Here is a 21,706-nt window from a genome sequence, read left to right on the forward strand (position 1 = left end):
GGTGCACCAGCTGGGGCAGCCAAGATGGCCGCCGCGAAGAAACAGCCGGCCAAGAGGACCGCAGCGAAGAAGTCGGCCACGAAGAAGACAGCGGGCCGCCGGCCCCGCAGCGCTCAGGTCGGGGCATCAGCCACGCACCGTGCACAGCGCGCAGCCGCTACGGTCAGGCGGTGTGACCGGCCACCGCAGTCTGCGCATGGCTGTGGCGTACTGGCTGGTCCGGCGGCGGGTGGGTCACTGTTGAATGCGACGGTTGGCCATGAGAGCTTGCGCGCTCGTCGGGTAAGTCACCACAAGTGACAGCCAGAATCCAGGTGGTTGTCCCGCTCGGTGCCCCGCGTGGCTCTGCCGTCGGCAGGCGTCCGGTTCGGTTCCGGACCCCTGATGTCAGGCGGTGGCCTGGACGAGCCGCTTCATGCCGGGCTGGTCGGTCACGCAGCCCACCAGGCCGAGCGTCCGGGCCAGCGCCAGGTCGCGCTCGTCGTTGACGGTCCAGGCCATCACGTCGATGCCGGCGGCGCCGCACTTCTCCACGATGGCCCGGTTCAGCTGGCGGAGCTCCACGCTGACCAGGGTGGAACCGACCTTCTGGGCGCGGTCGACGAAGGTGTCGCGGTGCGCGCTGGCGCCTGCGACCAGCACGGTGTGGGCCCGGGGCAACAGGTTGTGGATCTCGATCAGCGCCGCGTCGTGGAAGGACAGCACCGAGACCCGGTCCAGCAGGTCACGGTCGGCGAGCACCTTGGCCAGTGACCGGGCGGCGGCCACGTCCTTGATCTCCGCCTGGATCGGCAGTGTCGGCCCGACGGCGTCCAGCACCTCCCCGAACGTGGGGATGCGCTCGCCGAGGCCGGCGTCGAGCTTCTTGAGCTGCCGCAACTCCTGGTCGGCGATCGGACCGGAGCCGTCCGTCGTGCGGTCGAGGGTCTCGTCGTGCATGACGACCAGCTCGCCGTCCTTGCTCAGGTGCAGGTCCAGTTCGATGCCGTCCAGCCCCTCGCGTTCGGCCCGCAGGAAAGAGCGCAGGGTGTTCTCCGGCTCGGCGGCCATGACACCGCGGTGGCCGATGGTGAAGAAAGACACTCGGTTGCCGTCCTTGGGTGAGTGGTCCGGGGCAGCCGCACGAACGCCGTACCCCACCGGCGGCGGGCGACCGCCCGTCGGAGCGCCCAGCCTAATAGGCCCGTCCGGCCGCGGCACTCGGCCCGCCTGGAACCGCGCCGGAGCAATGCCCGTGCCCCCCCGGGTCCCGGGGGTGCGTTGGACGACTTCCATGTCGACGCCGAGGGTGGCGACGGCGGCCCCGGCCAGGGCGGCATCGAAGCCTTGCTCGCCCACGCCCTGGCCGCGCGCCTCGGGCTCTACGGCGACCCGCCCGCCAGGCCGCCGCCGGCCTCGTGCCGCCGCCGGTCCTCGCGCAAGCCCAGATCACTTGAGACCACAGCCTTGTCCTGTCGTACCGGGACAGAACGAGGACACGTTCGCGGGGCCCTCAGTCGATACAGAACTCGTTGCCCTCGATGTCCAGCATCGGGATGCACGCATCATTGCCGTCATAGAGCGTTTGCACGTGTACCGCGCCGAGCGGGACCAGTCGTGCGCATTCCGCCTCAAGTGCGGCGAGGCGCTCTTCCCCCACGAGTCCGGTGCCGACTCGCACATCAAGATGCACCCGGTTCTTGGCGGCCTTCCCCTCGGGGACGCGCTGGAAGTACAGCCGCGGGCCCACACCTGAGGGATCAATGCAGGCGAACCATGAATCCCGCTGCTCAGGTGGCTGTGAGCGCTTGAAATCGTCCCAAGTGGCAAACCCCTCCGGGGGCGGCGGTACGACGTAGCCCAACACCTCGCACCAGAAACGAGCGAGGCGCTCAGGTTCTGCGCAGTCGAAGGTGACCTGGAACTTCTTGATCGACGTCATCGGGCCACCATATTGGTGCGTGCTGTGCACCGAGAGCGCGGGGTTTCATCGCCGTGCCGGTCGAGGTCTCGCGTGACATGAGTAGCACCAACGGACCACATCGCCTGAGACGACGAGCGAATCGCCCCAGGACCTTGAGACAGCGGCCAATTCGCATCAGACGGGACAGCTGGGCGACAATCGCGCCGGTGATCACCGAGGGTGGCTGTCACGCTGTCACGCTCACCGGTGTCACGCAGCCGGATTGGCCCGGAAACACGGGTCCGCGCCTGAACAGTCCGGCCGATCTGTGTCATATACCCCCTGTTTCCCCAGGTGGACACGCTCATTTGTGTCACCCGGAGTCCCTGGGTCCCTGGGTGCCGCCTCTTCGTACGGGCCGGTTCGTCCGTGTCCGCGTTCGCGGCGGTGCGGGATGACCAGGTCGGTGCCCCGGTAGCCGCCGTCGGCGATCACGATGGTGCGGCCGACGGCGTCCTTGGCTCCGGGCAGTGCCCACGCCCTGCAGTCGTTGAGGTGGCCGGGCAACGGCCGGCCGACTACGACGACGCGGCGGGTGTCGGCGTCGATGAGGACCTGGTGATCGATGGAGTAGCGGTAGTTCTTCGACCGCTCGGCCACGGTGTGGTCGCGGGTGGGGACCGAGGTGGCTGATGATGCGGCCGGCCGCGGACTTCGAGACGCCGAACAGCGGTGCGAGCTGCCGCAGCGTCAAGTTGGTGCGCAGTACGCCGTGACCAGCGGCACCCGGTCTTCCAACGGAAGGTTCCACGGCCGACCTCTGCGGACCGCGTCAGCTCCTTCGCGCCGCAACTGTGCCACCAACGCGTCGAAATAGCGCGGGCTCACCCCGGTGAGCGGTTCCCGCAGGTGCCAGCGTCCTGATCACTTGCTGGACAGGCGGAGCTGCCCGGACCAGGTCTCACACCGGACGCGACCGGAGTCGAAGGTGATCTCCAGGACGCGCCGCCCGCAGCCCTGGGCATCCTTCCGGACCGGCCGTGACGTGAGTGGCGACCGCCTCGCTGTCGATCAGTCACACGTCCAGCGGGCCAGATGGAGCCTCCGCCCCGCACACGTGCCACGAGGCGATCACCTGTTCAAGACGCCTCCCCACCAAGTCGAGGAGCTATCCTGCCCAGATTTCCGGCCCCTGCTTGACGATAACGAGTCCGCGACCCCGGTCGGATGGCCAGAGATCTACCTGATACAGGAAGTGGTCACCGGGGCCTCCATGGGTGTCGACTGGCGGTGGTCCGGCTGGGACGTAGGAGACCCGAACGCGGAGCAATCCAGCGGGAACAGTCAGGCTCGGCCCGTCTGCGGGATCCGTACCTGGGCTGGACATGGTGAGCTGACCGGTTGGGGCGTCAAGGTCGGTCTCAACGATGTGCTCGGCCGTCGGGGCCGTCGTTGGCGCCGAGGCGTGAACGGTGATCAACGACTCGACCATGTCGTCCCGAGCTGTGCCGACGGATATCGAATGCGGTTCAACGCCGATGCGATGGACGTAGACGGCTTCTTTCGTCCAGCCGGCGGGTGCCAGGTCCGGGTCCGTCGCGTGTTCGGCGATCCACGCCTCATAAGGGGCAAGGTCTTGGACGTAGAACTGCCCATGATCAGCGTCGATCACGAATCTCAGCGAAGCATCAGCCACTGGCGCAGACTATCGAAGCCGATGGCAGTCACTGAGGCGGGTGCGGTGATCTTGTGGCCGGGGCTGGGATCAGGCGACCAGATCGATATCGGATCGCGTGAGGTGGTCGTCCGCTGGCACGCTGCCCCCATGGATCACGCAGAAGTACTGCTCATCGGAGGACGAGCTGGTGTCGGCAAGACGACGGTGGGGTGGGAGGTTTCGGCGCTGCTGCGCTCCGAGGCGGTCGCTCACGCGATCATCGATGGTGACTTCATGGGGCAGGTGCATCCGGCTCCAGAGGGAGACCCTCACCGCGCGGAGATCACCGAGATGAATTTGACCGCCGTGTGGGCGAACTTCGCCCAGCGAGGCTACCGGCGCCTGATCTACACGAACACCATGAGTGTGCTGCCGGAGGCAACGGGCATGTTTGAGCGTGCCATGGGAGCCGGAGTGGGGATCATACGAGTCCTGCTCACCGCCTCCGATGTAACCGCCCGCGAGCGGCTGGTGAGACGAGAACTCGGGTCAGAGCTGGAGCAGGAGCTGGAAGGAAGTATCCGCAAGGCACGGCTCCTGGACCAGCGTGCCCCTGCAGAGACCGTGCGAGTGGCGACGGACGGACGGCTCGTCGTTGACATCGCGCGGGAGGTAGTTGCCGCCACCGGTTGGACCGGGCCTCACTTCGCTCGCAGATCATGATCGTGTCGACGGGCTGGGCCGGGAACCGGTACGGCCACCGGTGATCATCAGCGTGCGAAGACAGAAGATCAGTCGGTGGCCGCAGGTCAAAGAGATCATCTGCAGGACGACGAGGCGGTGTCGGTTGTCGATGAGACCGGCGATCTCAAGAAGGACACCGCCACGGTCGGGGTCCAGCGCCAGTACACCGGCACCGCCGGGCGCATCGACAACAGCCAGGTCGCCGTCTACCTCGCCTACTCCACCCGGCGCGGTCACGCGGCGATCGACCGGGAACCGTATGTTCGGCGCTCTTGGACCCAGGACGCGGCCCGGTGCCAGGCCGCGGGGATACCCGAGACCATGCGCTTCGCCACAACCCTCACTCGCCGCCCGCATGATCGGCCGCGCCCTGGACGTCGGCGTCCTCGTGTCCTGGGTGGCCGGCGATGAGGTCTACGGGAGCAACCCGCACCTGCGGGCCGCGCTGGACCACCGGCAGCTCGGCTACGTCCTCGCCGTCGCCTGCGACCACCAGATCACCACCCGCGCGGGCAAAGCCCGCGCCGACACCCTGGTCAAGAGGCTCAAGGAACGGGCCTGGCAGAAGCTTTCCGCCGGGGCCGGAGCCAAGGGGCATCGCTACTACGACTGGGCCCTGGCCGACGTCGCCGGCGAGGGATCAGGCCACCGGCATCTGCTCTCTTCCGCGACCAGCTGTTACAGGACAGCTATTAGCCTGAGCGGAATGTTCGAACGCAATACGAGGAGGATGCGGACGGTGCTGCCTGCTTACTCGGTCGAGGTCGGAACCGAACCGCTGGTCCGTCCGGCGCGGAACTCGGTGGGAGGCTGGCCCTTCCTCGACCAGACCCAGGACTGGCCCGCGTGCTTCTGTGGTGAGCGGATGGCTCTGTTCTTCCAGTTCGACATCCCTTGGGACGTGGAGCCTTTCGGCGGAGACCACCTGCTTGTCTTTCACTGCCGTGCGCACAACGACGCGTCCGAGCCCCAGCTTGCCGACGGCCGGCTCGTACCGAAGTACTGGGACGCTCCGCAGCCGCCCTACCCGGCTCCGTTCTGGCGTGTGCTGATGCAGAGCCGCGCGGCGCTGCCGCACCAGCAGGCCGAACCGTCCTTGTGCCCGCTGCCGCTGGCTCTGCGGCCTTTCGTGGACGCCCCCGACGAAAAGGGCGTCGGGGCCCAGACTTTCAAGGTGGGCGGTACCCCGTCCTGGGCGCAGGATCCCGAATCCTACGCGTGCGCGTGCGGCGCGGACTTGGTGTATGTCTGCCAGGTTCCTGAGGGTATGGACTTCGCTGTCCACCCCGGGCAGCCAGAACAGCCCTACAGCGTCAGGGCCGACACTTACTGGCTGTTCCTGGGCAATGAGGTCTACCTGCTGGCGTGCCCGGCCCGCTGCGATCCTGCGGCCGTCTGGCCGGTCAACCAGCACTGACGCGTCAGCATCACCGCCGGGAGCAATGCTCAGGGCCTCGTGGTGCCTCGTGCCCTTGCGCCGGGCCTCGTGACCGCTTGGCCGGTGCGGCGAGAGGGGGCGAGCACGGCGGCGAACGTCCGAGAGCCGGACCGGCCGAACGTCCGACAGCCGGACCGGCCGCACGCGACCGGTGCCGGCCGCTACCACCTGCTGCGCGAGTCCGGCGGCCTGCCGGTGCCGCCCGGCCGGTGGGAGCGCGAGGAGGTGGCGTGGGACACGTTCCGCCGCTGGGTCGGCGCGTACGGGGGCATGCCCCGCGCCGGGAAAGCCTCCAGGTCCGCTGTCGCTGCCGGCCGTTCTCCATGGCAAGGGTTCTGGGCGTCCTCATTTCCGGTGCTTGGCGTGGCGCGGCCGGGGGCGGGTGCCGCGGGTGAACGCGCAGGCCAGGCCGAGGCATTGCAGGACGGCGCAGACGGTGATCGTCGTGTGCAGGGCGGTGGGGTCGATGAGGGCCATGAGGATGCCGGCGACGGGGTAGGGCATGAGCAGGATCAGCACGGTGACGGACAACGTGCTGCCGAAGACCTCGGCGGGGATGAGGTGGGAGCGCAGGGTGCGCAGTACGACGGCCAGCACGCTGTCGCCTGCCATGAAGACGGCGATGAGGACCAGGTACGCCAGGTAGGAACCCGTGTGCGCGATCAGGAAGCACGGCACGATGGTCACGACAGCGGCGCAGCGGCCCACCCCCGGCAGCCCCCACCGGTCGATCGCGACGCGGCTGGTGGCGACCGCGAGCAGCGAGGCCGCGGCCGCGCAGGACCACACCACGCCGACCGAGGCGCTGGACCGGCCGAGTTGCTGCACCACGATCACGGGGGTCGCCGCCTCCAGCAGGCCGAGCGCCAGGTTGGACAACGCCAGTCCCACCACCAGCCAGGCGAGTGTCGGCAGCGCACGCAGGGTCGCCCAGCCGGTGTGCCATTTTCTGGCGGCCGGCACGGTCGCTTCCGATACCGTCGCGGCCGGCTGGTGCATGCGCGGAGTGATGGCGGCCGACACCGCCGACAAGCCACCGATCATCGTGAGCATGCCGCTGGAGCCGTCCCACTGCAGGAGGAGGCCGCCTGCCGCGGGGCCGGCCAGGGCGGCTGCCTGATCGATGCCCAGCAGGACGGACTGGACGCGGTGCGCTCCGTCGCCGGCGTCCCTGCTGGCGACGGCGCCGACACTCTCGGCCGCGATGAAGCTGAACTGGGTCAGGCATCCCGCGCACGCCGCCAGGAGCATCACCAGCCCCGGGGCGGTCCTGGCGTCAGCCGTCGCCAAGGCGGGCACGGCAAGAGCGACGACGAGAGCCCGCGCCGTGGCGGCCAGCCGGAAGACCCGTGTGGGCCCGAAACGGTCGACGGCCAGGCCGGCCAGAGCGAACGTGCACAGCCGCGGTGCCCACGCCATGACGAAGGCGATCCCGGTCAGCGACGACGACTTGGTCGTGCCCAGTACCAGCAAGGGGATGCCGTAGGTGGCCATGGACGAGGCGAGGGCATCCGCGAGGCGCGGCAGATAGACACCGCGGACCCGACCGTAGGTCACGGTGCGGGCGTGCCGTGGTCCGGCGGACCGGACTTTCGTGGGTATCAAAGGGGCGTGTTGTTTCTGTGAACCGTGGTGGCGGTCATATCAGGGACCGGGTGAGAAGAGGCGCAAGTGCCCACAAGGCAGGTAGGTCTGAGTGCACTCCGTTCCTGCGAGAGCGAGGTCAGCCGAATGCCGGACGTAGGGCACGAGAGCGGGGTTCGCACTCGGACGAGTGGACGCAGGCGCCCGACGCCGGACACAGTCCGCAACGGGCGAGCGGACCTGTCACCTACCATCAGCGTGATCACCGCACCGGATGTTACGCCGGGTAAGCCGAGGTGGCGTCCGCGAGTCGGGGCGGTCGTGAGGGGTCCGCCCAGCATGACCGGCGCCGGCCGCTACCACCTGCTGCTCGTCTCCAGGGCCGGGCGGCGCAGCACGGGTGGTGGGACCGTGAGGAGGTCGCGCGGGACAAGTCCCGCCGCCGGGTCGGCGAGTACGGCAGCATGCCCCACGCCCGCGTCACCCTCACCGACGGCGAGACCAGTGACGTACTGGCCGCCTGGCCCGATGGGCAGTGGGCCAGGCTACTCGACGGCCGGGCCTTCCTGGGCGTGCCGTGCGGAAAGATACGTGTCCAGCCGTGTCCAGCCGTGTTCAGCCGGTGCAGCAGGCCGACCCGCGCCGCGTAGGTCCGTACCGCATCGCCGCGCTCGCACGTGAGTGCACCGAATTGCTCGCTGCCCAGGCCACCAGCCCCCGCAGACACTGACGCCGGGAACGGTGCACTGCGCCCCGTCCCCGACCCAACTCATGGAACTCAACCGCCACGGCGCCGAATTCCTCCTCCAGGTCCTGACCGAACGCGAGGAGAAGACCAGCGTCGTCATCGCCTCCGACGAGTCCTTCGGAGGCTGCACCAAGACCTTCACCGATCCCCGCCTCTGCGCGGCGATCGTAGACCGCCTCACCTGCAACGGCACCATCATCGAGACCGGTCGGCATTGCCTGGCTCCACGGCTTCCGTCGGCTGCGCGTGCGCTGGGTACGACGAGCAGACATCCGCGCCCCCACGCGCCGGGGGGCCTTCGCGTGTCCAGGCCCGCCCGTTCTGGCTGGGGTCGTGTCCTGTTCGAGCCAGCCGTGGGGCCGGGAGTGCGGCGTTAACCCGGCCCCTCTCGCTACTCACTCCAGCCTGGAGCACCCCGTAGGACCCCCTGTCGTGCGATGTGGGCCACCCACCCCTGGGGTGAAGCGTGGAGGTCGTGCGAAGTCTTGGTGGCGGTCGGGAGGACGGGCGCTGTTCAACACTGTGGCGTATCACCGCAGGTCCGTGTCGATTGGGGAGTATGCCCCAGACGTGTACTGATATGTGATGGCGACAACCGGCGTGTGCCGTGTCTCGGCTCGTCTTCACGCGTCACGCCGGTCCGAGAAATTCGTTCTAGGATCAACTGTGTAACCCGCTCCCCGTGCGTGCCCGCCGTTTGCGGCGCCCTAGCGACAGCGCGTGATCGAGCCGGCCTGCGGGCAGCCACTGGTTCGAACAAAGGTCACAAGATGCTCATCGGACTACTACGACGTCGGCGCCCCAACGGCAATTCAGGTGCTGGGCAGAGCTTGTCACTCCCGCTCCCGCCCGGCGCGGGGGCCTTCGGCTGCGAGGTGGCTGACCCTACTGGGCAGCCCATGGCCGGAGCTGAGGTCACGGTGAGCACGCGGAACAACCACCGCGTCGTAGTCCAGGGCATGACCGATCCGTATGGCCTCTTCCTGGCCAGCCTCCCACCGGGCTCGTACAGCGTGCTGATCGCCTCCGACGGTCTGTCACCGGCTCGCCAGAACATCGACATAGTTGCCGGCGTTACACCCCCACCGTCGCGCATCACATTGGAGCCTGCCGGTCACTTGCAGCTGCCTCCCGCCGGCACCTGGTTGTTTGATCCACCGCACACCGCCATTCGCTTCATTGCGAAGCACGTGGGCATGGCTCACGTGCATGGACGCTTTACTCGCTTCGAAGGAGGTATTCGTATCGCGCCGGATATGGCTGCTTCTCACGTCTCCGTACGCATTGACGCATCCAGCATCACCACCGGTAACAACACTCGTGACAACCACCTGCGTTCGGCTGACTTCCTTGATGTCGAGCGCTACCCGTTCATCGACTTCAACAGCACCCGGTTCGCTTATCGAGGCGGCTCCAAGTGGACCCTGCACGGCTCGCTCACCATGCACGGCACGAGCCGCTCCGTGAGTCTCGACACCACTTATCTGGGCACCGTGAACGGTGGTTACGAACAGGAACTCCGCTGTGCGGCGCTCGCGAAGGCGGAACTGCACCGTGAGGACTTCACCCTCAACTGGCGCTCGATGTTGGCTCGTGGCATCGCGGTGGTGGGACCAACCGTGCAACTGGAGCTCGATGTGCAGGCGATGTATCGCACTCATGACACGCCCACGCCCCCGGAATAGGGACCTGCGTCCGTCTTGATCGAGGCTGGAAGCGCGCCCTGCGTTCACTACCGGCGGGCATGAAGGCGTTGGCGGACTTGGACTCGTACTGGTTTGTGATCATGTGTCTGGCGAGCTGGGCGAAGTCTTCGGGGTGGCCCAGGCGCTCATGGGCCGTTCCTTTGGTATCACCTCGCTGACCGGACGAAGGTGGCGGCGAGGTGGAGTCCGGCGAGTAGATGGTGGCGGTCTTGTCGTAGCGGTGAAGGCCACCTCCCGGTTGCACAAGCACAACGACATCGGCGTCGGCGACCGTGCCAGAAACGCCGGACACACCCACTACCGCTACGACGCCGCCGGACGCCTCGTCGAACGCGTCCAAAAGCGGCTGTCCCCAGGCCCGACACTTGGGAGCACGACGGCTTCCGACCGCTGGTGCAGCAGGAGCGCATGCTGCGGTCCGACGAGGAGGTCGACTTCCGCTTCTTCGCCATGGTCTTTGACCTGGTCGTCGGTACCCCGACCGAACTCGTAGACGACAGCGGCACGATCGCCCGGCGCAGCCGCGCCACCGTCTGGGGCACCACAGCCGTCAACCCGGACGCCACCGCCCACACCCCGCCGCGGCACCCGGGGCAGTACTTCGACCCCGAGACCGGCCTCTTCCACACCTTCTTCCGCACTACGACCCGGCGACCGTCCGGTAGGTCAGCCCCGATCCGCTGGGCCTGCTGCCCGCACCGAACCCGGTCGCCTACGTCGACAGCCCGCTGCACCTGTACGACCCGATCGGCCTGGCCCCGTGCCACAAGGGAGCAGTACACCTGGACCGACGGCGCGAGCGGACTCGGCGGCAGCATCCGCTACAAGCCGCACGACCATCTCGGCCGCCCGGCTGGCGCGGCAACGGCAACGCGTTCAACGAGGCCCGCGGCCACCTCCTCGCCAACCGCCTCCGCGGCGCGGGCACCCACCACGACGCCCGGCACGACCTGGTGACGCAGACCAACAACCCCACCAACGCGCCGTACCTCCGCTACCTGGTCGAGGCGCCGATCGGGACCAACCCGATCCCCATCCGCCTCGAGTACGCCGCGTACGGCAACCGCGGATTCGAACTGACCGGCTGGCTCGACAACACCGCCGCCGGGGTACGCGCCGCCATACCGGATGGAGACCCTGACCGAGGGCCGGGAGACACCCCGGCTCGCTAGAGTTCCCTGCGGCCCCGGCCCCCGCCGCCCCAACCCGCCCGAGCCCCTTCAGGAAGCCCCGGCCGATGCCCCGTACCACCCCGCCTCGCCCCGTCGAAGTGGAAGCGGTCGTCCCCGAACTGGCCGCGCTGTGCCGCACCGCGACCCGGCTGCATCCACGCCGCGGCACCCCCACGGCCCGGGACAGTTCCGTCGGCGGCCCGATGCTCTGGCCCGCCGACGAGCCCTGGCCCGTGTGCACCCTCCCCCACAAGCGAGGCAGCGGCCACCGCTACGCCGACGTGCTGCGCGAGCGGGAGATCCTGGAACGGGCCTGGCGGCGTGATCCGCGTTCCGGCCCCAACGCGGAGGAGACTGAAGCGCTCTCCCGCTTCAAGCGAGGCCGACACGCGCCCCACCTGGCCGACACCGACCCCATCCCGCTGATCGGCGTGACCCAGCTGTACCGGCGGGACGTGCGCGCTCTGCCCGACACCGGGGCAGGAGACCTGCTCCAAGTGTTCTGGTGCCCCTTCGAACGGCACGGTGAGAGCCGCCACGAGATGCACGTCGAACTGAGGTGGCGGCACTCGCGGGACACCGGCACTCTGCTGACCGAGCAGCCGGTTCCCGAGGTCGTCGGCCGCCCCGAACTCGTCCCGTCGCCCTGTGCCCTGCACCCCGAAGAAGTCATCGAGCACCCATGGTTCGAAGAGCTCCCCGAGAACGTGCGGGAGCGCATCGACGCGTGGGAGGGGCAGGAAGAGAATGAGAGCGAGGACCAGAACGAACAGTACATGTGCGACCTGTCCACGGTCCCCGGCTGGAAGGTCGGCGGCTACATCGCCTGGAGCCTCACCGGACCCGCGCGCCTGGCCTGCTCGGTCTGCGACGCAGAGCTCACTCCGCTGCTCACCATCGACCAGCACGAATGGGACTCCGCCACCACCAGCTGGGTCCCTTACGAGGACCGGCAGGACATCCGGGTCATGGGCGCCAACGTGCCGACAGGCGTCTCACCGGGCCGGGGGCGGCTGATCATCGCTGTCTGCCCCCGCGACCCGCACCACCCGTTCCGCCTCGTCACTCAGTGAGCGAACGCCGTCCCCGACGACCGGGCGCCCCGCCCGCCACCGCACGGGGTGATGCCGTTAGCCTGCCCGTCCAGGATGCCCTCGCCGGCCTGCCGGTGCGCACCGAGGGCCGTACCGGTTACGAGTGCACCGCCTTCAAGCACTGGGTCGACGCCGACAAGGACGGCGGCAACACCCGCGCGGAAGTCCTCAAGGCCGACAGGCCAGGCCGGCTGGGTTCCAGGAGCCGGTCTCGCCGCTGCCAGTCTCTGATGATCGCGGAGGGCAGTGTGCCAGTGAGGATTTCGTCCTTCGGAAGGGTCAGGCCGAACCGCTGTTCTTTGCGGCCCAACCTGACGGGCAGATCACGGCACGGGGTTTGCCGACCGTCTGGCTTCCGGGGGGTGATCATCCGCGCGTCGATCTTCGGCTCCTTCGCCCAGGACGGCACCAGGCCCCAGCGCAGCGACCGCAGCTCCCTCACGGGTGCTGCGGCATCGCCATCGTCGTGCGGGGTGTGCTCCAGGACGGCCCACACGTCGTCGGTCGGGGCGACGTTCCAGTTCGGTGGGAGCGCCTCCGTGGTGGGCCACTCGGTGACGCGGAACAGCTGCGCCAGGTCGTGCGGGCTTCGGGTGGAGACGTATCGGCCGCACATGCGACCACTTTCTCACCGTCCAGTCGCCCGACGCGGCGTCGGTGCGGTGACCGAGGGCTGCCCGGGCAGCGGCAGCGATGGCGGAGACTCGTCCGGCGTCGCCAGCAGCGGTGAACCGGTTCCGCCTCACCCGCCCTGCAGCGGCCGTGCCCAGCCCGTACGCACTGGTCTTCGCTACGCGTCCGCGGAGGTAACAGGGTTGAGTACCGGTACTCATGCGCATCACCACCAGCGGCGGCACCCTCCACCCATGACCGACACTCTTCCAGCCCCGGAACGCCGGCGCCCCTGGTCCCACCGAACACGCCCAGGTGTGGACCTCGCCCTCGCCATCCCGCTGTTCCTGTTCGAGACCACGTGGCTCGTGCTGGACTGGATATACGGCTACGGCTTGGAGGTATGGGCAGCGCAAGGCGAGCAAGCACGGATTGATGCCGCCAGCCTCGCCCACATCGGGCGGGTACGGACACTGCTGATCGCCGTACTCATCCTGGCAGTCCTCGCGGCGATCTTCCGTGCCCGCTGGACGGTGATCGCACACCTGCTGGTTGCCGTCCTGGCGGCCGGATCCCTGACGGCCGCGCAGCACGAGTGGGACCACAGCCACACACCGCCACCCGGATGCATCCGTTATAGCGCGAACTGCTGAGACCGCCGCGGGCCGACAGAGCCACCCCCACGACATCGCCGGACGGTGCGCGCCGGCGGCTACTGGCCGGGTGGACGACGCTGGTGCCCTTCTCCGGCTCGGCGGACATGACACCGCAGTGGCCGCGCCGAAAGCCCGCGCAACCGCACCGCGACTACGCCCAAGAAGGTGCGCGAGGAAGACGGCAACCTCGCCTTCGACGTCTACACCAAGCGCCGAGCCCGCGCGCCTACTGGATCTTCGACGGGTACCAGGAAAGGGACGGCTTCCAGGCACACCTGTAGGCCCCGTACGGGGGCCGTTCAGGCGGCGACCCCTGCCGGTGATCTCCCGCGAGGGTTCCCCGAACATGAAGGGCCTGGGCAAGGTCCGCTACGTCGTGGAACAGGCCTTCTCGCTGCCGACCGGGGCTTGGACGAGCGGTTCCCGGGAGCGGTGCGGGAACGCCTGCCCGAGCAGCCGACCCGCCGCACGAGGGCACTCCCCGGTGCGAAATACTCTCCCGATGAGTTCACGCACTTCTCCGATCAGCCAGCCGATCACGATACGGAGGGCCGTCGCGCGGGATGCCAAACGGCTCACGCGGATCGTGCGCGGCTCAGGCGCCTACGCGGGTGAGTACGCAGCCGCAGTCGCGGGCTACCGGGTCGGTCCTGATTACATCGAGGCCCACCGCGCCTACGTAGCGGTCGGCGCCGACGAGCAGGGAGGCCGGGTCCTCGGGTTCTACTCGCTCGTCCTGGCTCCACCGGAGCTCGACCTGCTGTTCGTCGCCGATGAAGCGCAAGGACGGGGTATTGGACGACTGCTCGTCGCGCACATGCAGTCCGAGGCCCGTGCCGCCGGGCTCGACCGTGTCAAGGTCGTGTCGCATCTTCCCGCCGAGGACTTCTACCACCGCGTCGGTGCAGTGCGGACCGGGACCGCGCTCGCGAACCCGCCCGCCGTGCCGTGGGACCGTCCCGAGTTCGAGTTCCGCATTCCTTCGGAATGACGCGGTGTGCCGGTTCGCAGGGCACCTGCTTCGCCTGCAGGGTGGCAGGCATGCAGGAACCGCTGGACGCCGCGCGCTCCGTGTGCCGTCGTCTTTGCCCTGGCCGGGGGACCGCCTGCGCCGGTGGCCTCTCCTGGCGACTCCCTCACCTCCGGCACGCCCAGGGCCATCGACATCGCGCACACCTCGGCTCGCTCCACACACGATCGAGGTCGGCCGCGGCGATACGTAGTGGTGCGGCCGTGGGCAGGGAAGCCTGCCGCACGGCCCAGGAACAGGCCGGCGGATGCAACCCGGTGGGACGGCGTGCTGCCGCTGCGGACTCTTCTGGTCGAACAGCCCGGAGAAGCCGACGGGCCGACCGGCTACTGGATGACCAACCTGCCCGCCACCACGCCGGTCGCCGGTCTGGTGCGGTGGGCGAAGATGTCTGGCGCGGCCTGCACCATCACGTCACCCTCGTCACCGCCGCCCAGGCCTTCCTCACCCTGCGACGGATCGACCAAAAGCCCAGATGCCGGTCTGACTCTCGACCAGGTCCTGGAAGCTCCAGGACCTGCTGAGGTGCTGGACCGGCACCTGCACAACCTGCGGCCGGCCCCTGCCGACCAGCTGAACCAGAACCCGTGCCCGACCTCGAAGCCGGCGGGGCCGCGGCCGGAACGGGGACCGTGCTGCCGGGCTGTGGCTCAGGCGTCGATGATGACGGGGATGATGAGGGGCTGGCGGCGGTGGGTGCGGAACGCCCAGTTCGCCACGGCGCGGGCGACGAGTTGTTCGAGTTGGCGGGCGTCCCCGACGCCTTCCTCGGCTGCGGTGGCCAGTGTCCTCTCGATGACGGGGATGACCGGCTCGAAGGTGGTGTCGTCGTGGACGAAGCCGCGGGCCAGGAAGTCGGGGGCCTCGGCGAGGGCACCGGTGTCCGCGTCGACGATCGCCACCACCGTGACCACGCCTTCGGCGGCGAGGGTGAGGCGGTCCTTGAGGGACGCTTCGGTGGCGCCGCCGACTTCCATGCCGTCCACGTAGACGTTGCCGGCGGGGACCTTGCCGGTGATGGAGGCGCGCCCGTCGACGAGGTCGACGACGACGCCGTCCTCGGCGATGACGACCCGTTCGGGGTCGACACCGGTACGGATGGCGAGGTCGGCGTTGGCCCGCAGATGGCGCCATTCGCCGTGCACGGGCATCACGTTGCGGGGTTTGACGATGTTGTAGCAGTAGACGAGTTCGCCGGCGCTGGCGTGCCCGGAGACGTGCACCTTGGCGTTGCCCTTGTGGACCACGTGGGCGCCCCACCGGGTGAGTCCGTTGATCACCCGGTAGATGGCGTTCTCGTTGCCGGGGATCAGGGAGCTGGCGAGCAGGACGGTGTCGCCCTTGCCGATGCGGATCATGTGGTCGCGGTTGGCCATCCGTGACAGCGCGGCCATCGGTTCGCCCTGGGAGCCGGTGCACACCAGGGTGACCTTGTGGTCCGGGAGCTTCTCCAGCTCCTTCGTGCTCACGACCAGACCGGACGGGACCTTCAGATACCCCAGGTCACGGGCGATGCCCATGTTACGGACCATCGACCGGCCGACGAAGGCGACCTTGCGGCCGTGCTGGTGGGCGGCGTCCAGGACCTGCTGGATGCGATGCACGTGGCTGGCGAAGCTGGAGACGATGACCCGGCGCGGTGCGGTGCGCATCACCTGCTCGATCGCCGGGTTCAGCTCACGCTCGGAGGTGGTGAAGCCGGGTACTTCGGCGTTGGTGGAGTCGGTGAGGAACAGGTCCACGCCTTCCTCGCCGAGGCGGGCGAAGGCGCGCAGATCGGTGATGCGGTCGTCGAGAGGGAACTGGTCCATCTTGAAGTCGCCGGTGTGCAGCACCATCCCGGCACCGGTGCGGATCGCGACCGCGAGGCTGTCGGGAATGGAGTGGTTGACCGCCACGAATTCGCAGTCGAAGGGGCCGAGGCCGCGTCGGTCGCCCTCACGTACTCGCACCGTGCGCGGCCGGATGCCGTGTTCCTTGAGCTTGGCCTCCAGGAACGCCAGTGTCAGCTTGGAGCCGACGACGGGGATGTCGGACCGCTCGCGCAGCAGGTACGGCACGCCGCCGATGTGGTCCTCGTGGCCGTGGGTGAGTACCACGGCCACGATGTCGTCCAGCCGGTCCCGGATCGAGGTGAAGTCCGGCAGGATCACGTCCACGCCGGGCTGGGTCTCCTCGGGGAACAGCACGCCGCAGTCGACGATGAGCAGTTTGCCGGCGTACTCGAAGACGGTCATGTTGCGGCCGATCTCACCCAGGCCGCCCAGGGCGATGACCCGCAGCCCTCCTTCGGGAAGGGGTGGGGCGGCTTTCAGCTCGGGGTGCGGATGACTCATACCCTGACGGTACCTGGTGACCGGGACGGGGTGATCCATGGCCTGTGTCATTCAACGAGCGCTCGATACGACCCGCCGCCGAAGACGTACTGGCGCTCAGGTCGGCATCCGTCCCATCTCCCCGATGCCCCCAAGACAAGAGGGGACCCGCGCAAGGTGGCATCCCGGGTCGCGCGGGCGGTGAGCACCCCGCCCGCGATCACCCGGAAGAAACCGTGGGAGTGACTGGAGGGTGGCTCGCCGTAGTGGCCGCTGCGGGCACGGAGAAGTCCAGGGCGGCGGACGCCGTGACCGGTACGGCCTCCAGGACAACGGCGGTGCCGTCAGGTGCGAAGCGGGCGGCGGCCGGGCCGGTCCCCGGCCGCCGCGGGCCTCGGTCAGGCGCGGGTCCACCTCTGGCCGGCCTGGCCGTTGCAGCTCCACAGGACCAGAGGGGTCCCGTTGGCCGTGCCGGTCCCGTCGGCGTCGAGGCACAGCCCGGCGTGGGCGTTGCGGATCGACCCGTCGGAGCCCAGGGTCCACTTCTGGTTGTCCTGGCCGTTGCAGGGCCAGGTGATGACACGGGTGCCGTTGGTGGTGCCCTGGTTGTAGGCGTCCAGGCACTTGTCGCCGTAGACGCGGATCTCGCCGCCCGTCCACGTGGTCCACAGCTGGTTGGCGGCCGTGTGGCAGTCCCAGAGCAGTACGGTGGCCCCGGCGGCGGTGGAGGCGTTGTCCACATCCGCGCAGCGGCCGGACGCGCTGCCCCGCAGACGCGAGGTGGTGGCGGTCAGCGGGGTGCCACCAGTCATCCGGAACACCGCCACGCCATGCGCGGGGACGCTCGCGGAGATTTGCCCGGACGTGCTCGACGTGCCGCCGGTCCACAGGTCTGTGAGGGTGAACGGCCCACCGGACAGGCCCACTTGTGCGGCCGTCGAGGTGACCGTCGCGGTGTTGCCTCCCCGGTTGAACAGGCCCACCGCGACCGAGCCGTCGGACAGCGGCTTGGCGAACACCTCGGTGTTGCCGTCGTCGCGCACCCTGCGTCCGCCCGCGCCCAGCGCATCCTGGTTCACCGCCAGCAGGCGGGGGTTGCGCAGGATCGCGCTCACGTCCGCGGACATGGTGCGGATGTCGTTGCCGGCCATGAGCGGGGCGCCCAGCAGCGACCACAGGGCGAAGTGCGAACGGGATTCGGTCAGTGACAGGCCGGGGCGGCCGACGACCAGCATGTCGGGGTCGTTCCAGTGTCCCGGGCCGGACTGCGCCGCCAGCGGCGCGGTGACGTCCAGGACATTGCCGACGCCCATCGGATAGCTGTTGGTGTTGCCGTTCTGCCAGATGTCGAGCAGATCCTCGGTCGTCCGCCACAGGTCGGCGATCTCGCCCCAGTTGTAGGTGGAGCCGGTGATGGCGTGCAGGCTGTTGGGGTTGATGCTGTAGACGATCGGCCGCCCGGTGGCGCGCAGGGCGTTCCGCATGAGCGTGAACCGCGCGACCTGCTCGTCACGGGTACCGCTGGAGGAGCACCAGTCGTACTTGAGGTAGTCGACGCCCCACGAGGCGAACGTGGCGGCGTCCTGGGTCTCGTGGCCCCTGCTGCCGGTCGACCCGGGGTAGCCGCCGGTCGCCTGTGCGCAGGTGCGCTCCCCAGGCACCTGGTAGATGCCGAACTTCAGCCCCTTGCCGTGGATGTAGTCCCCGAGCGCCTTCATCCCGCTCGGGAACTTGGCCGGATCGGCCCGCAGGTTGCCCGCCGCGTCACGCTGCGGGTCGAACCAGCAGTCGTCGACCACGACGTACCGGTAGCCGGCGTCCCGCATGCCCGAGGACACCATCGCGTCGGCGGCCTGGCGCACCTGGGCCTCAGTGATCCCGCACCCGAAGCTGTTCCAGCTGTTCCACCCCAGCGGCGGGGTGAGCGCCGGGCTGCCCGGCGCGGCCGTGGCGGTGGAGTGGGCGGAGGCCGTCACGGACGCGGTGATGGTCAGCGCGGCGGCGGCGAGGAGGCGGAGCAGTCGTCCACCTGATCGTCTGGGCACCTGGGGCTCCTTTTCCCGGCGGATCACCTGAAGACGGTTCGAAATTTCGGATGACATTCGGAAAGTCGGGGTGGCACGGATACTAGAGAGCCGACCGGTCATGTCAACACCATCCGCGAAACCGGCCTCGCCGCACCACCGAAGGGCTGTCGATTTGCGCCATACAGCCATTCGGCCAGCCTCAGCCTGCGGCGTTCCATTCATATACGCCTCCGAATGTTTCGGCTCTCTATGCGAATCATGCGAGAGGTATTGACGCTGTTCACCGGTTCCCTATCATCCAGTTGCTCGATACCTCGACTCTTGTTCGGAATTACGAACACTTCAGTGCCGCTCAACCCGCACAGCAGGTCACCGCCGAGTCGCGCCCACCGCAACGGCCGAGCCGCAAGGAGCATGTCCAGATGCATATGTCATGGCCATGGCTTGATCAGTCTTTCTCGCGTCGTCGCGCGCTGACGGCCGCCACCGGCCTCGCCGCCGGCGCGGTTCTCCCGCCGGCGGGCGTCTCCCGCGCCGCAGCCGCTCCCGCCCGAGGACCGGCCCACGCCGCCGCCGGGGAGTACACCAACCCGGTGATCTGGCAGGACTTCGCGGACATCGACGTCATCCGCGTCGGAAACACCTACTACGCCTCGGCCTCGACCATGCACTACTCGCCGGGCGCGCCCGTCCTGCGCTCGTACGACCTGGTGCACTGGGAGATCGCCGGCCACTCGGTGCCGGTCCTCGACTTCGGCGCCAAGTACGACCTCAACGGGGCCCGTGGCTATGTCAGAGGGATCTGGGCGTCGTCGCTGGCCTACCGACCGAGCAACAGGACGTTCTACTGGCTGGGCCAGATCGACTTCGCCCGGACGTACCTCTACACCGCAACGGCCGTCGAGGGCCCGTGGAACCGGCTGACGACGATCAGCACGCCCTACTACGACGCGGGGCTGCTGGTCGACAGCGACGACACCCTGTACGTGGCGTACGGCAACACCACGATCAGCGTGGCCCAGCTCTCCCCCGACGGCCGCACCCAGGTGCGCACGCAGCAGGTGTTCACGGCCCCGTCGAGCGTCGGCACCCTGGAGGGCTCCCGCTTCTACAAGATCAACGGGCAGTACTACATCTTCCTGACCCGCCCCGCGAACGGGCAGTACATCCTGAAATCGTCCGGCGGCCCCTTCGGCCCGTACACGATGAGGCAGGTGCTCCTCGACCTGCGCGGGCCGGTCCCCGGCGGTGGCGTCCCGCACCAGGGCGGTCTGGTGCAGACGCAGAACGGCGCGTGGTACTACCTGGCCTTCGTCGACGCCTATCCCGGCGGCCGGGTGCCCGCGCTGGCACCGGTCACCTGGACCGCGGACGGCTGGCCCGTCGTCCAACTGGTGAACGGCACATGGGGCACTTCCTATCCCAGCCCGGCCGTGCCGCCGCCTCCCCGCGAGGTCACCCCCATGACCGGCGTCGACACCTTCGACGGCCCAGCCCTCAAGCCGAGGTGGGAGTGGAACCACAACCCGGACAACACCAAGTGGTCGGTCGGCAACGGGCTGACCCTCCAGACCGCCACCGTCACCAACGACCTGTACTGGGCCCGCAACACCCTGACGCACCGCATCCAGGGCCCCACCTCCACCGCCACGGTCCAGCTCGACCACTCCGCGATGCGGGACGGCGACCGGGCCGGACTCGCACTGCTGCGTGACTCCTCCGCCTGGATCGGCCTCAAACGCGAGGGCGGTGTCACGCGGGTCGTGATGGTCAGCGGTCTGACCATGGACGGCAACTGGAACACCACCGGCACCGGTTACGAGCTCGCGAGCGCGGCCGTTCCGGGCAGCCGCATCTGGCTGCGCGCGAGCGCGGACATCCGCCCCGGCGCGGCACGCCCGGGGACTTTCTCCTACAGCACCGACGGCGTCTCGTTCACCCGCCTCGGACCCGAGTTCTCCATGGGCAACGACTGGCGGTTCTTCATGGGCTACCGGTTCGCCCTCTTCAACCACGCCACCCGGGCGCTCGGCGGTTCGGTCCGCGTCACGCGGTTCGAGCTGTCCACGCCCTGAACCGAAAGCCGGCCCCGGCCAACCCGTCACCCGCACCCGACCGTACGAGGAGAAGTGTCAGTACGTGGGGGGCACCGTGCGGCGGGCTTGTGCCACGACGAGCAACGTCCGTCACAGGCCGGTGCGTTGCGCAGCAGCCCGAAGACACCGCGCGCCACCGGTCTTTCAGAGGTCTCGCAGGACCGGCAAGCCATAAGGGGTCAGTCCGGTGCCCACGGACCGCTACGAACCGCACCACATCGACAGTCCGGCCGGCCTCTGACGGGCCAACCGGAACCGTGTACTCAGGATTACGAGGTCCCCATGCGCAGACGAAGTTTCAGCCGCGGACGTCTGTCCGTGGTGCTCGCCACTGTGGTTGCGGCCCTGGTCACGTTGGCGGCGACGCTCGTCGCCAACCCGGCTCAGGCGGCCACCAGCGGCACCTTGCGCGGCGTTGGTTCCGGCCGGTGTCTCGATGTGCCGAACGTCAGCCAGACCGACGGCACGTACCTGCAGATCTGGGACTGCTCGGGCGGAACCAATCAGCAGTGGACGCTGACGGACAGCAACCAGCTCACCGTGTACGGCAACATGTGCCTGGATGTTCCGGGCCACGCCACCACGGCCGGTACCCGGGTGCAGATCTGGACCTGTAGCGGCGGTGCGAACCAGCAGTGGCGGGTGAACGCCGACGGCACGGTCGTCGGCGTGGAGTCCGGGCTGTGCCTGGAGGCTGCGGGCGCCGCTACGGCCAACGGCACAGCGGTGCAGATCTGGACGTGCAACGGCGGCAGCAACCAGAAGTGGACCGGCCTGTCCGGGACCCCGACCCCGCCGGACGGAACGTGTTCTCTTCCGTCGTCGTACCGGTGGACGTCGACAGGTGCGTTGGCGCAGCCGGCGAACGGGTGGGTCTCGGTGAAGGACTTCACCACTGTGACGCACAACGGCAAGCACCTGGTCTACGCGTCGAACGTGTCGGGA

General features: G+C 68.8%; 13 protein-coding genes and 7 pseudogenes. 13 read left to right on the forward strand and 7 right to left on the reverse strand.

The window, feature by feature from the left end; genetic code table 11:
• Positions 1 to 387: 387 nt before the first annotated feature.
• The 3 genes and pseudogenes from AB0L21_RS28595 to AB0L21_RS28605 form a co-directional block, all read right to left on the reverse strand.
• Entirely contained in the window at positions 388 to 1,083 is a 696-nt protein-coding gene (locus AB0L21_RS28595; RefSeq protein ID WP_365787303.1) for a glycerophosphodiester phosphodiesterase family protein, read from the reverse strand.
• Positions 1,084 to 1,492: 409 nt separating this feature from the next.
• Entirely contained in the window at positions 1,493 to 1,921 is a 429-nt protein-coding gene (locus AB0L21_RS28600) for a VOC family protein (protein WP_365703609.1), read from the reverse strand.
• 393 nt (positions 1,922 to 2,314) lie between these two features.
• Positions 2,315 to 2,791, reverse strand: a pseudogene (locus tag AB0L21_RS28605) (transposase family protein); the annotation flags it as partial.
• Positions 2,792 to 3,707: 916 nt separating this feature from the next.
• Between AB0L21_RS28605 and AB0L21_RS28610 the strand changes: the two are divergent.
• Positions 3,708 to 4,262: a hypothetical protein gene (locus AB0L21_RS28610; protein WP_365703789.1), complete on the forward strand. Its 555-nt coding sequence runs from the start codon at positions 3,708 to 3,710 to the stop codon at positions 4,260 to 4,262.
• A 96-nt stretch (positions 4,263 to 4,358) separates the two neighbouring features.
• A pseudogene (locus AB0L21_RS28615) lies at positions 4,359 to 4,911 on the forward strand (IS701 family transposase); the annotation flags it as partial.
• Between the two features lie 1,155 nt (positions 4,912 to 6,066).
• Here AB0L21_RS28615 and AB0L21_RS28620 read toward each other — a convergent pair.
• On the reverse strand, positions 6,067 to 7,278 hold the full coding sequence (locus AB0L21_RS28620) for an MFS transporter (RefSeq protein WP_365703605.1): 1,212 nt from the start codon (positions 7,276 to 7,278) through the stop codon (positions 6,067 to 6,069).
• 798 nt (positions 7,279 to 8,076) lie between these two features.
• Here AB0L21_RS28620 and AB0L21_RS28625 point away from each other — a divergent pair.
• The 5 genes and pseudogenes from AB0L21_RS28625 to AB0L21_RS28645 form a co-directional block, all read left to right on the forward strand.
• Positions 8,077 to 8,262, forward strand: a pseudogene (locus tag AB0L21_RS28625) (ATP-binding protein); the annotation flags it as partial.
• Between the two features lie 561 nt (positions 8,263 to 8,823).
• Positions 8,824 to 9,738 carry a YceI family protein gene (locus AB0L21_RS28630; protein WP_365703603.1) on the forward strand — a complete coding sequence of 305 codons (915 nt, stop codon included), beginning with the start codon at positions 8,824 to 8,826 and terminating at the stop codon, positions 9,736 to 9,738.
• Positions 9,739 to 10,122: 384 nt separating this feature from the next.
• Positions 10,123 to 10,529, forward strand: a pseudogene (locus AB0L21_RS28635) (RHS repeat-associated core domain-containing protein); the annotation flags it as partial.
• A gap of 183 nt (positions 10,530 to 10,712) precedes the next feature.
• A complete protein-coding gene (locus AB0L21_RS28640) occupies positions 10,713 to 10,931 on the forward strand; it encodes a hypothetical protein (protein WP_365787322.1) in 219 nt (72 codons plus the stop codon).
• A gap of 65 nt (positions 10,932 to 10,996) precedes the next feature.
• Positions 10,997 to 12,004 carry a hypothetical protein gene (locus AB0L21_RS28645; protein WP_365787305.1) on the forward strand — a complete coding sequence of 336 codons (1,008 nt, stop codon included), beginning with the start codon at positions 10,997 to 10,999 and terminating at the stop codon, positions 12,002 to 12,004.
• A 385-nt stretch (positions 12,005 to 12,389) separates the two neighbouring features.
• Here AB0L21_RS28645 and AB0L21_RS28650 read toward each other — a convergent pair.
• Positions 12,390 to 12,641, reverse strand: a pseudogene (locus tag AB0L21_RS28650) (SOS response-associated peptidase family protein); the annotation flags it as partial.
• 250 nt (positions 12,642 to 12,891) lie between these two features.
• Here AB0L21_RS28650 and AB0L21_RS28655 point away from each other — a divergent pair.
• From AB0L21_RS28655 to AB0L21_RS28670, 4 genes and pseudogenes are all read left to right on the forward strand, one after another.
• On the forward strand, positions 12,892 to 13,290 hold the full coding sequence (locus tag AB0L21_RS28655; protein ID WP_365787307.1) for a DUF6234 family protein: 399 nt from the start codon (positions 12,892 to 12,894) through the stop codon (positions 13,288 to 13,290).
• 165 nt (positions 13,291 to 13,455) lie between these two features.
• A pseudogene (locus AB0L21_RS28660) lies at positions 13,456 to 13,571 on the forward strand (antibiotic biosynthesis monooxygenase); the annotation flags it as partial.
• A 224-nt stretch (positions 13,572 to 13,795) separates the two neighbouring features.
• Complete coding sequence (locus tag AB0L21_RS28665; RefSeq protein WP_365703597.1) at positions 13,796 to 14,284, forward strand: GNAT family N-acetyltransferase; 489 nt, start codon at positions 13,796 to 13,798, stop codon at positions 14,282 to 14,284.
• A 297-nt stretch (positions 14,285 to 14,581) separates the two neighbouring features.
• Positions 14,582 to 14,847: pseudogene (locus AB0L21_RS28670) on the forward strand (IS701 family transposase); the annotation flags it as partial.
• A 126-nt stretch (positions 14,848 to 14,973) separates the two neighbouring features.
• Here the strand turns inward: AB0L21_RS28670 and AB0L21_RS28675 are convergent.
• Positions 14,974 to 16,659: a ribonuclease J gene (locus AB0L21_RS28675; RefSeq protein ID WP_365787310.1), complete on the reverse strand. Its 1,686-nt coding sequence runs from the start codon at positions 16,657 to 16,659 to the stop codon at positions 14,974 to 14,976.
• Between the two features lie 377 nt (positions 16,660 to 17,036).
• Positions 17,037 to 18,683, reverse strand: a complete 1,647-nt coding sequence (locus tag AB0L21_RS28680; protein WP_365703593.1) for an RICIN domain-containing protein — start codon at positions 18,681 to 18,683, stop codon at positions 17,037 to 17,039.
• Between the two features lie 410 nt (positions 18,684 to 19,093).
• On the opposite strand from AB0L21_RS28680, the gene AB0L21_RS28685 reads away from it, so the two are divergent.
• Both AB0L21_RS28685 and AB0L21_RS28690 read left to right on the forward strand, forming a co-directional pair.
• Positions 19,094 to 20,740 (forward strand): glycoside hydrolase 43 family protein, encoded by a 1,647-nt coding sequence (locus AB0L21_RS28685; RefSeq protein WP_365703787.1) that lies wholly within the window; start codon positions 19,094 to 19,096, stop codon positions 20,738 to 20,740.
• A gap of 303 nt (positions 20,741 to 21,043) precedes the next feature.
• Positions 21,044 to 21,706, forward strand: a 663-nt coding sequence (locus AB0L21_RS28690; protein ID WP_365787312.1) for a non-reducing end alpha-L-arabinofuranosidase family hydrolase, incomplete at its 3' end; no start/stop codon positions are given.

This window comes from Streptomyces sp. NPDC052721, assembly GCF_040678315.1.
Lineage (GTDB): Bacteria > Actinomycetota > Actinomycetes > Streptomycetales > Streptomycetaceae > Streptomyces.

What these genes read in the sequence shown, in the direction of transcription:
- AB0L21_RS28600 (WP_365703609.1), bottom strand. Translation starts at nt 1,921, where the DNA reads ATGACGTCGATCAAGAAGTTCCAGGTCACCTTCGACTGCGCAGAACCT.
- AB0L21_RS28610 (WP_365703789.1), top strand. Translation starts at nt 3,708, where the DNA reads ATGGATCACGCAGAAGTACTGCTCATCGGAGGACGAGCTGGTGTCGGC.
- AB0L21_RS28630 (WP_365703603.1), top strand. Translation starts at nt 8,824, where the DNA reads ATGCTCATCGGACTACTACGACGTCGGCGCCCCAACGGCAATTCAGGT.
- AB0L21_RS28645 (WP_365787305.1), top strand. Translation starts at nt 10,997, where the DNA reads ATGCCCCGTACCACCCCGCCTCGCCCCGTCGAAGTGGAAGCGGTCGTC.
- AB0L21_RS28655 (WP_365787307.1), top strand. Translation starts at nt 12,892, where the DNA reads ATGACCGACACTCTTCCAGCCCCGGAACGCCGGCGCCCCTGGTCCCAC.
- AB0L21_RS28665 (WP_365703597.1), top strand. Translation starts at nt 13,796, where the DNA reads ATGAGTTCACGCACTTCTCCGATCAGCCAGCCGATCACGATACGGAGG.
- AB0L21_RS28675 (WP_365787310.1), bottom strand. Translation starts at nt 16,659, where the DNA reads ATGAGTCATCCGCACCCCGAGCTGAAAGCCGCCCCACCCCTTCCCGAA.
- AB0L21_RS28685 (WP_365703787.1), top strand. Translation starts at nt 19,094, where the DNA reads ATGTCATGGCCATGGCTTGATCAGTCTTTCTCGCGTCGTCGCGCGCTG.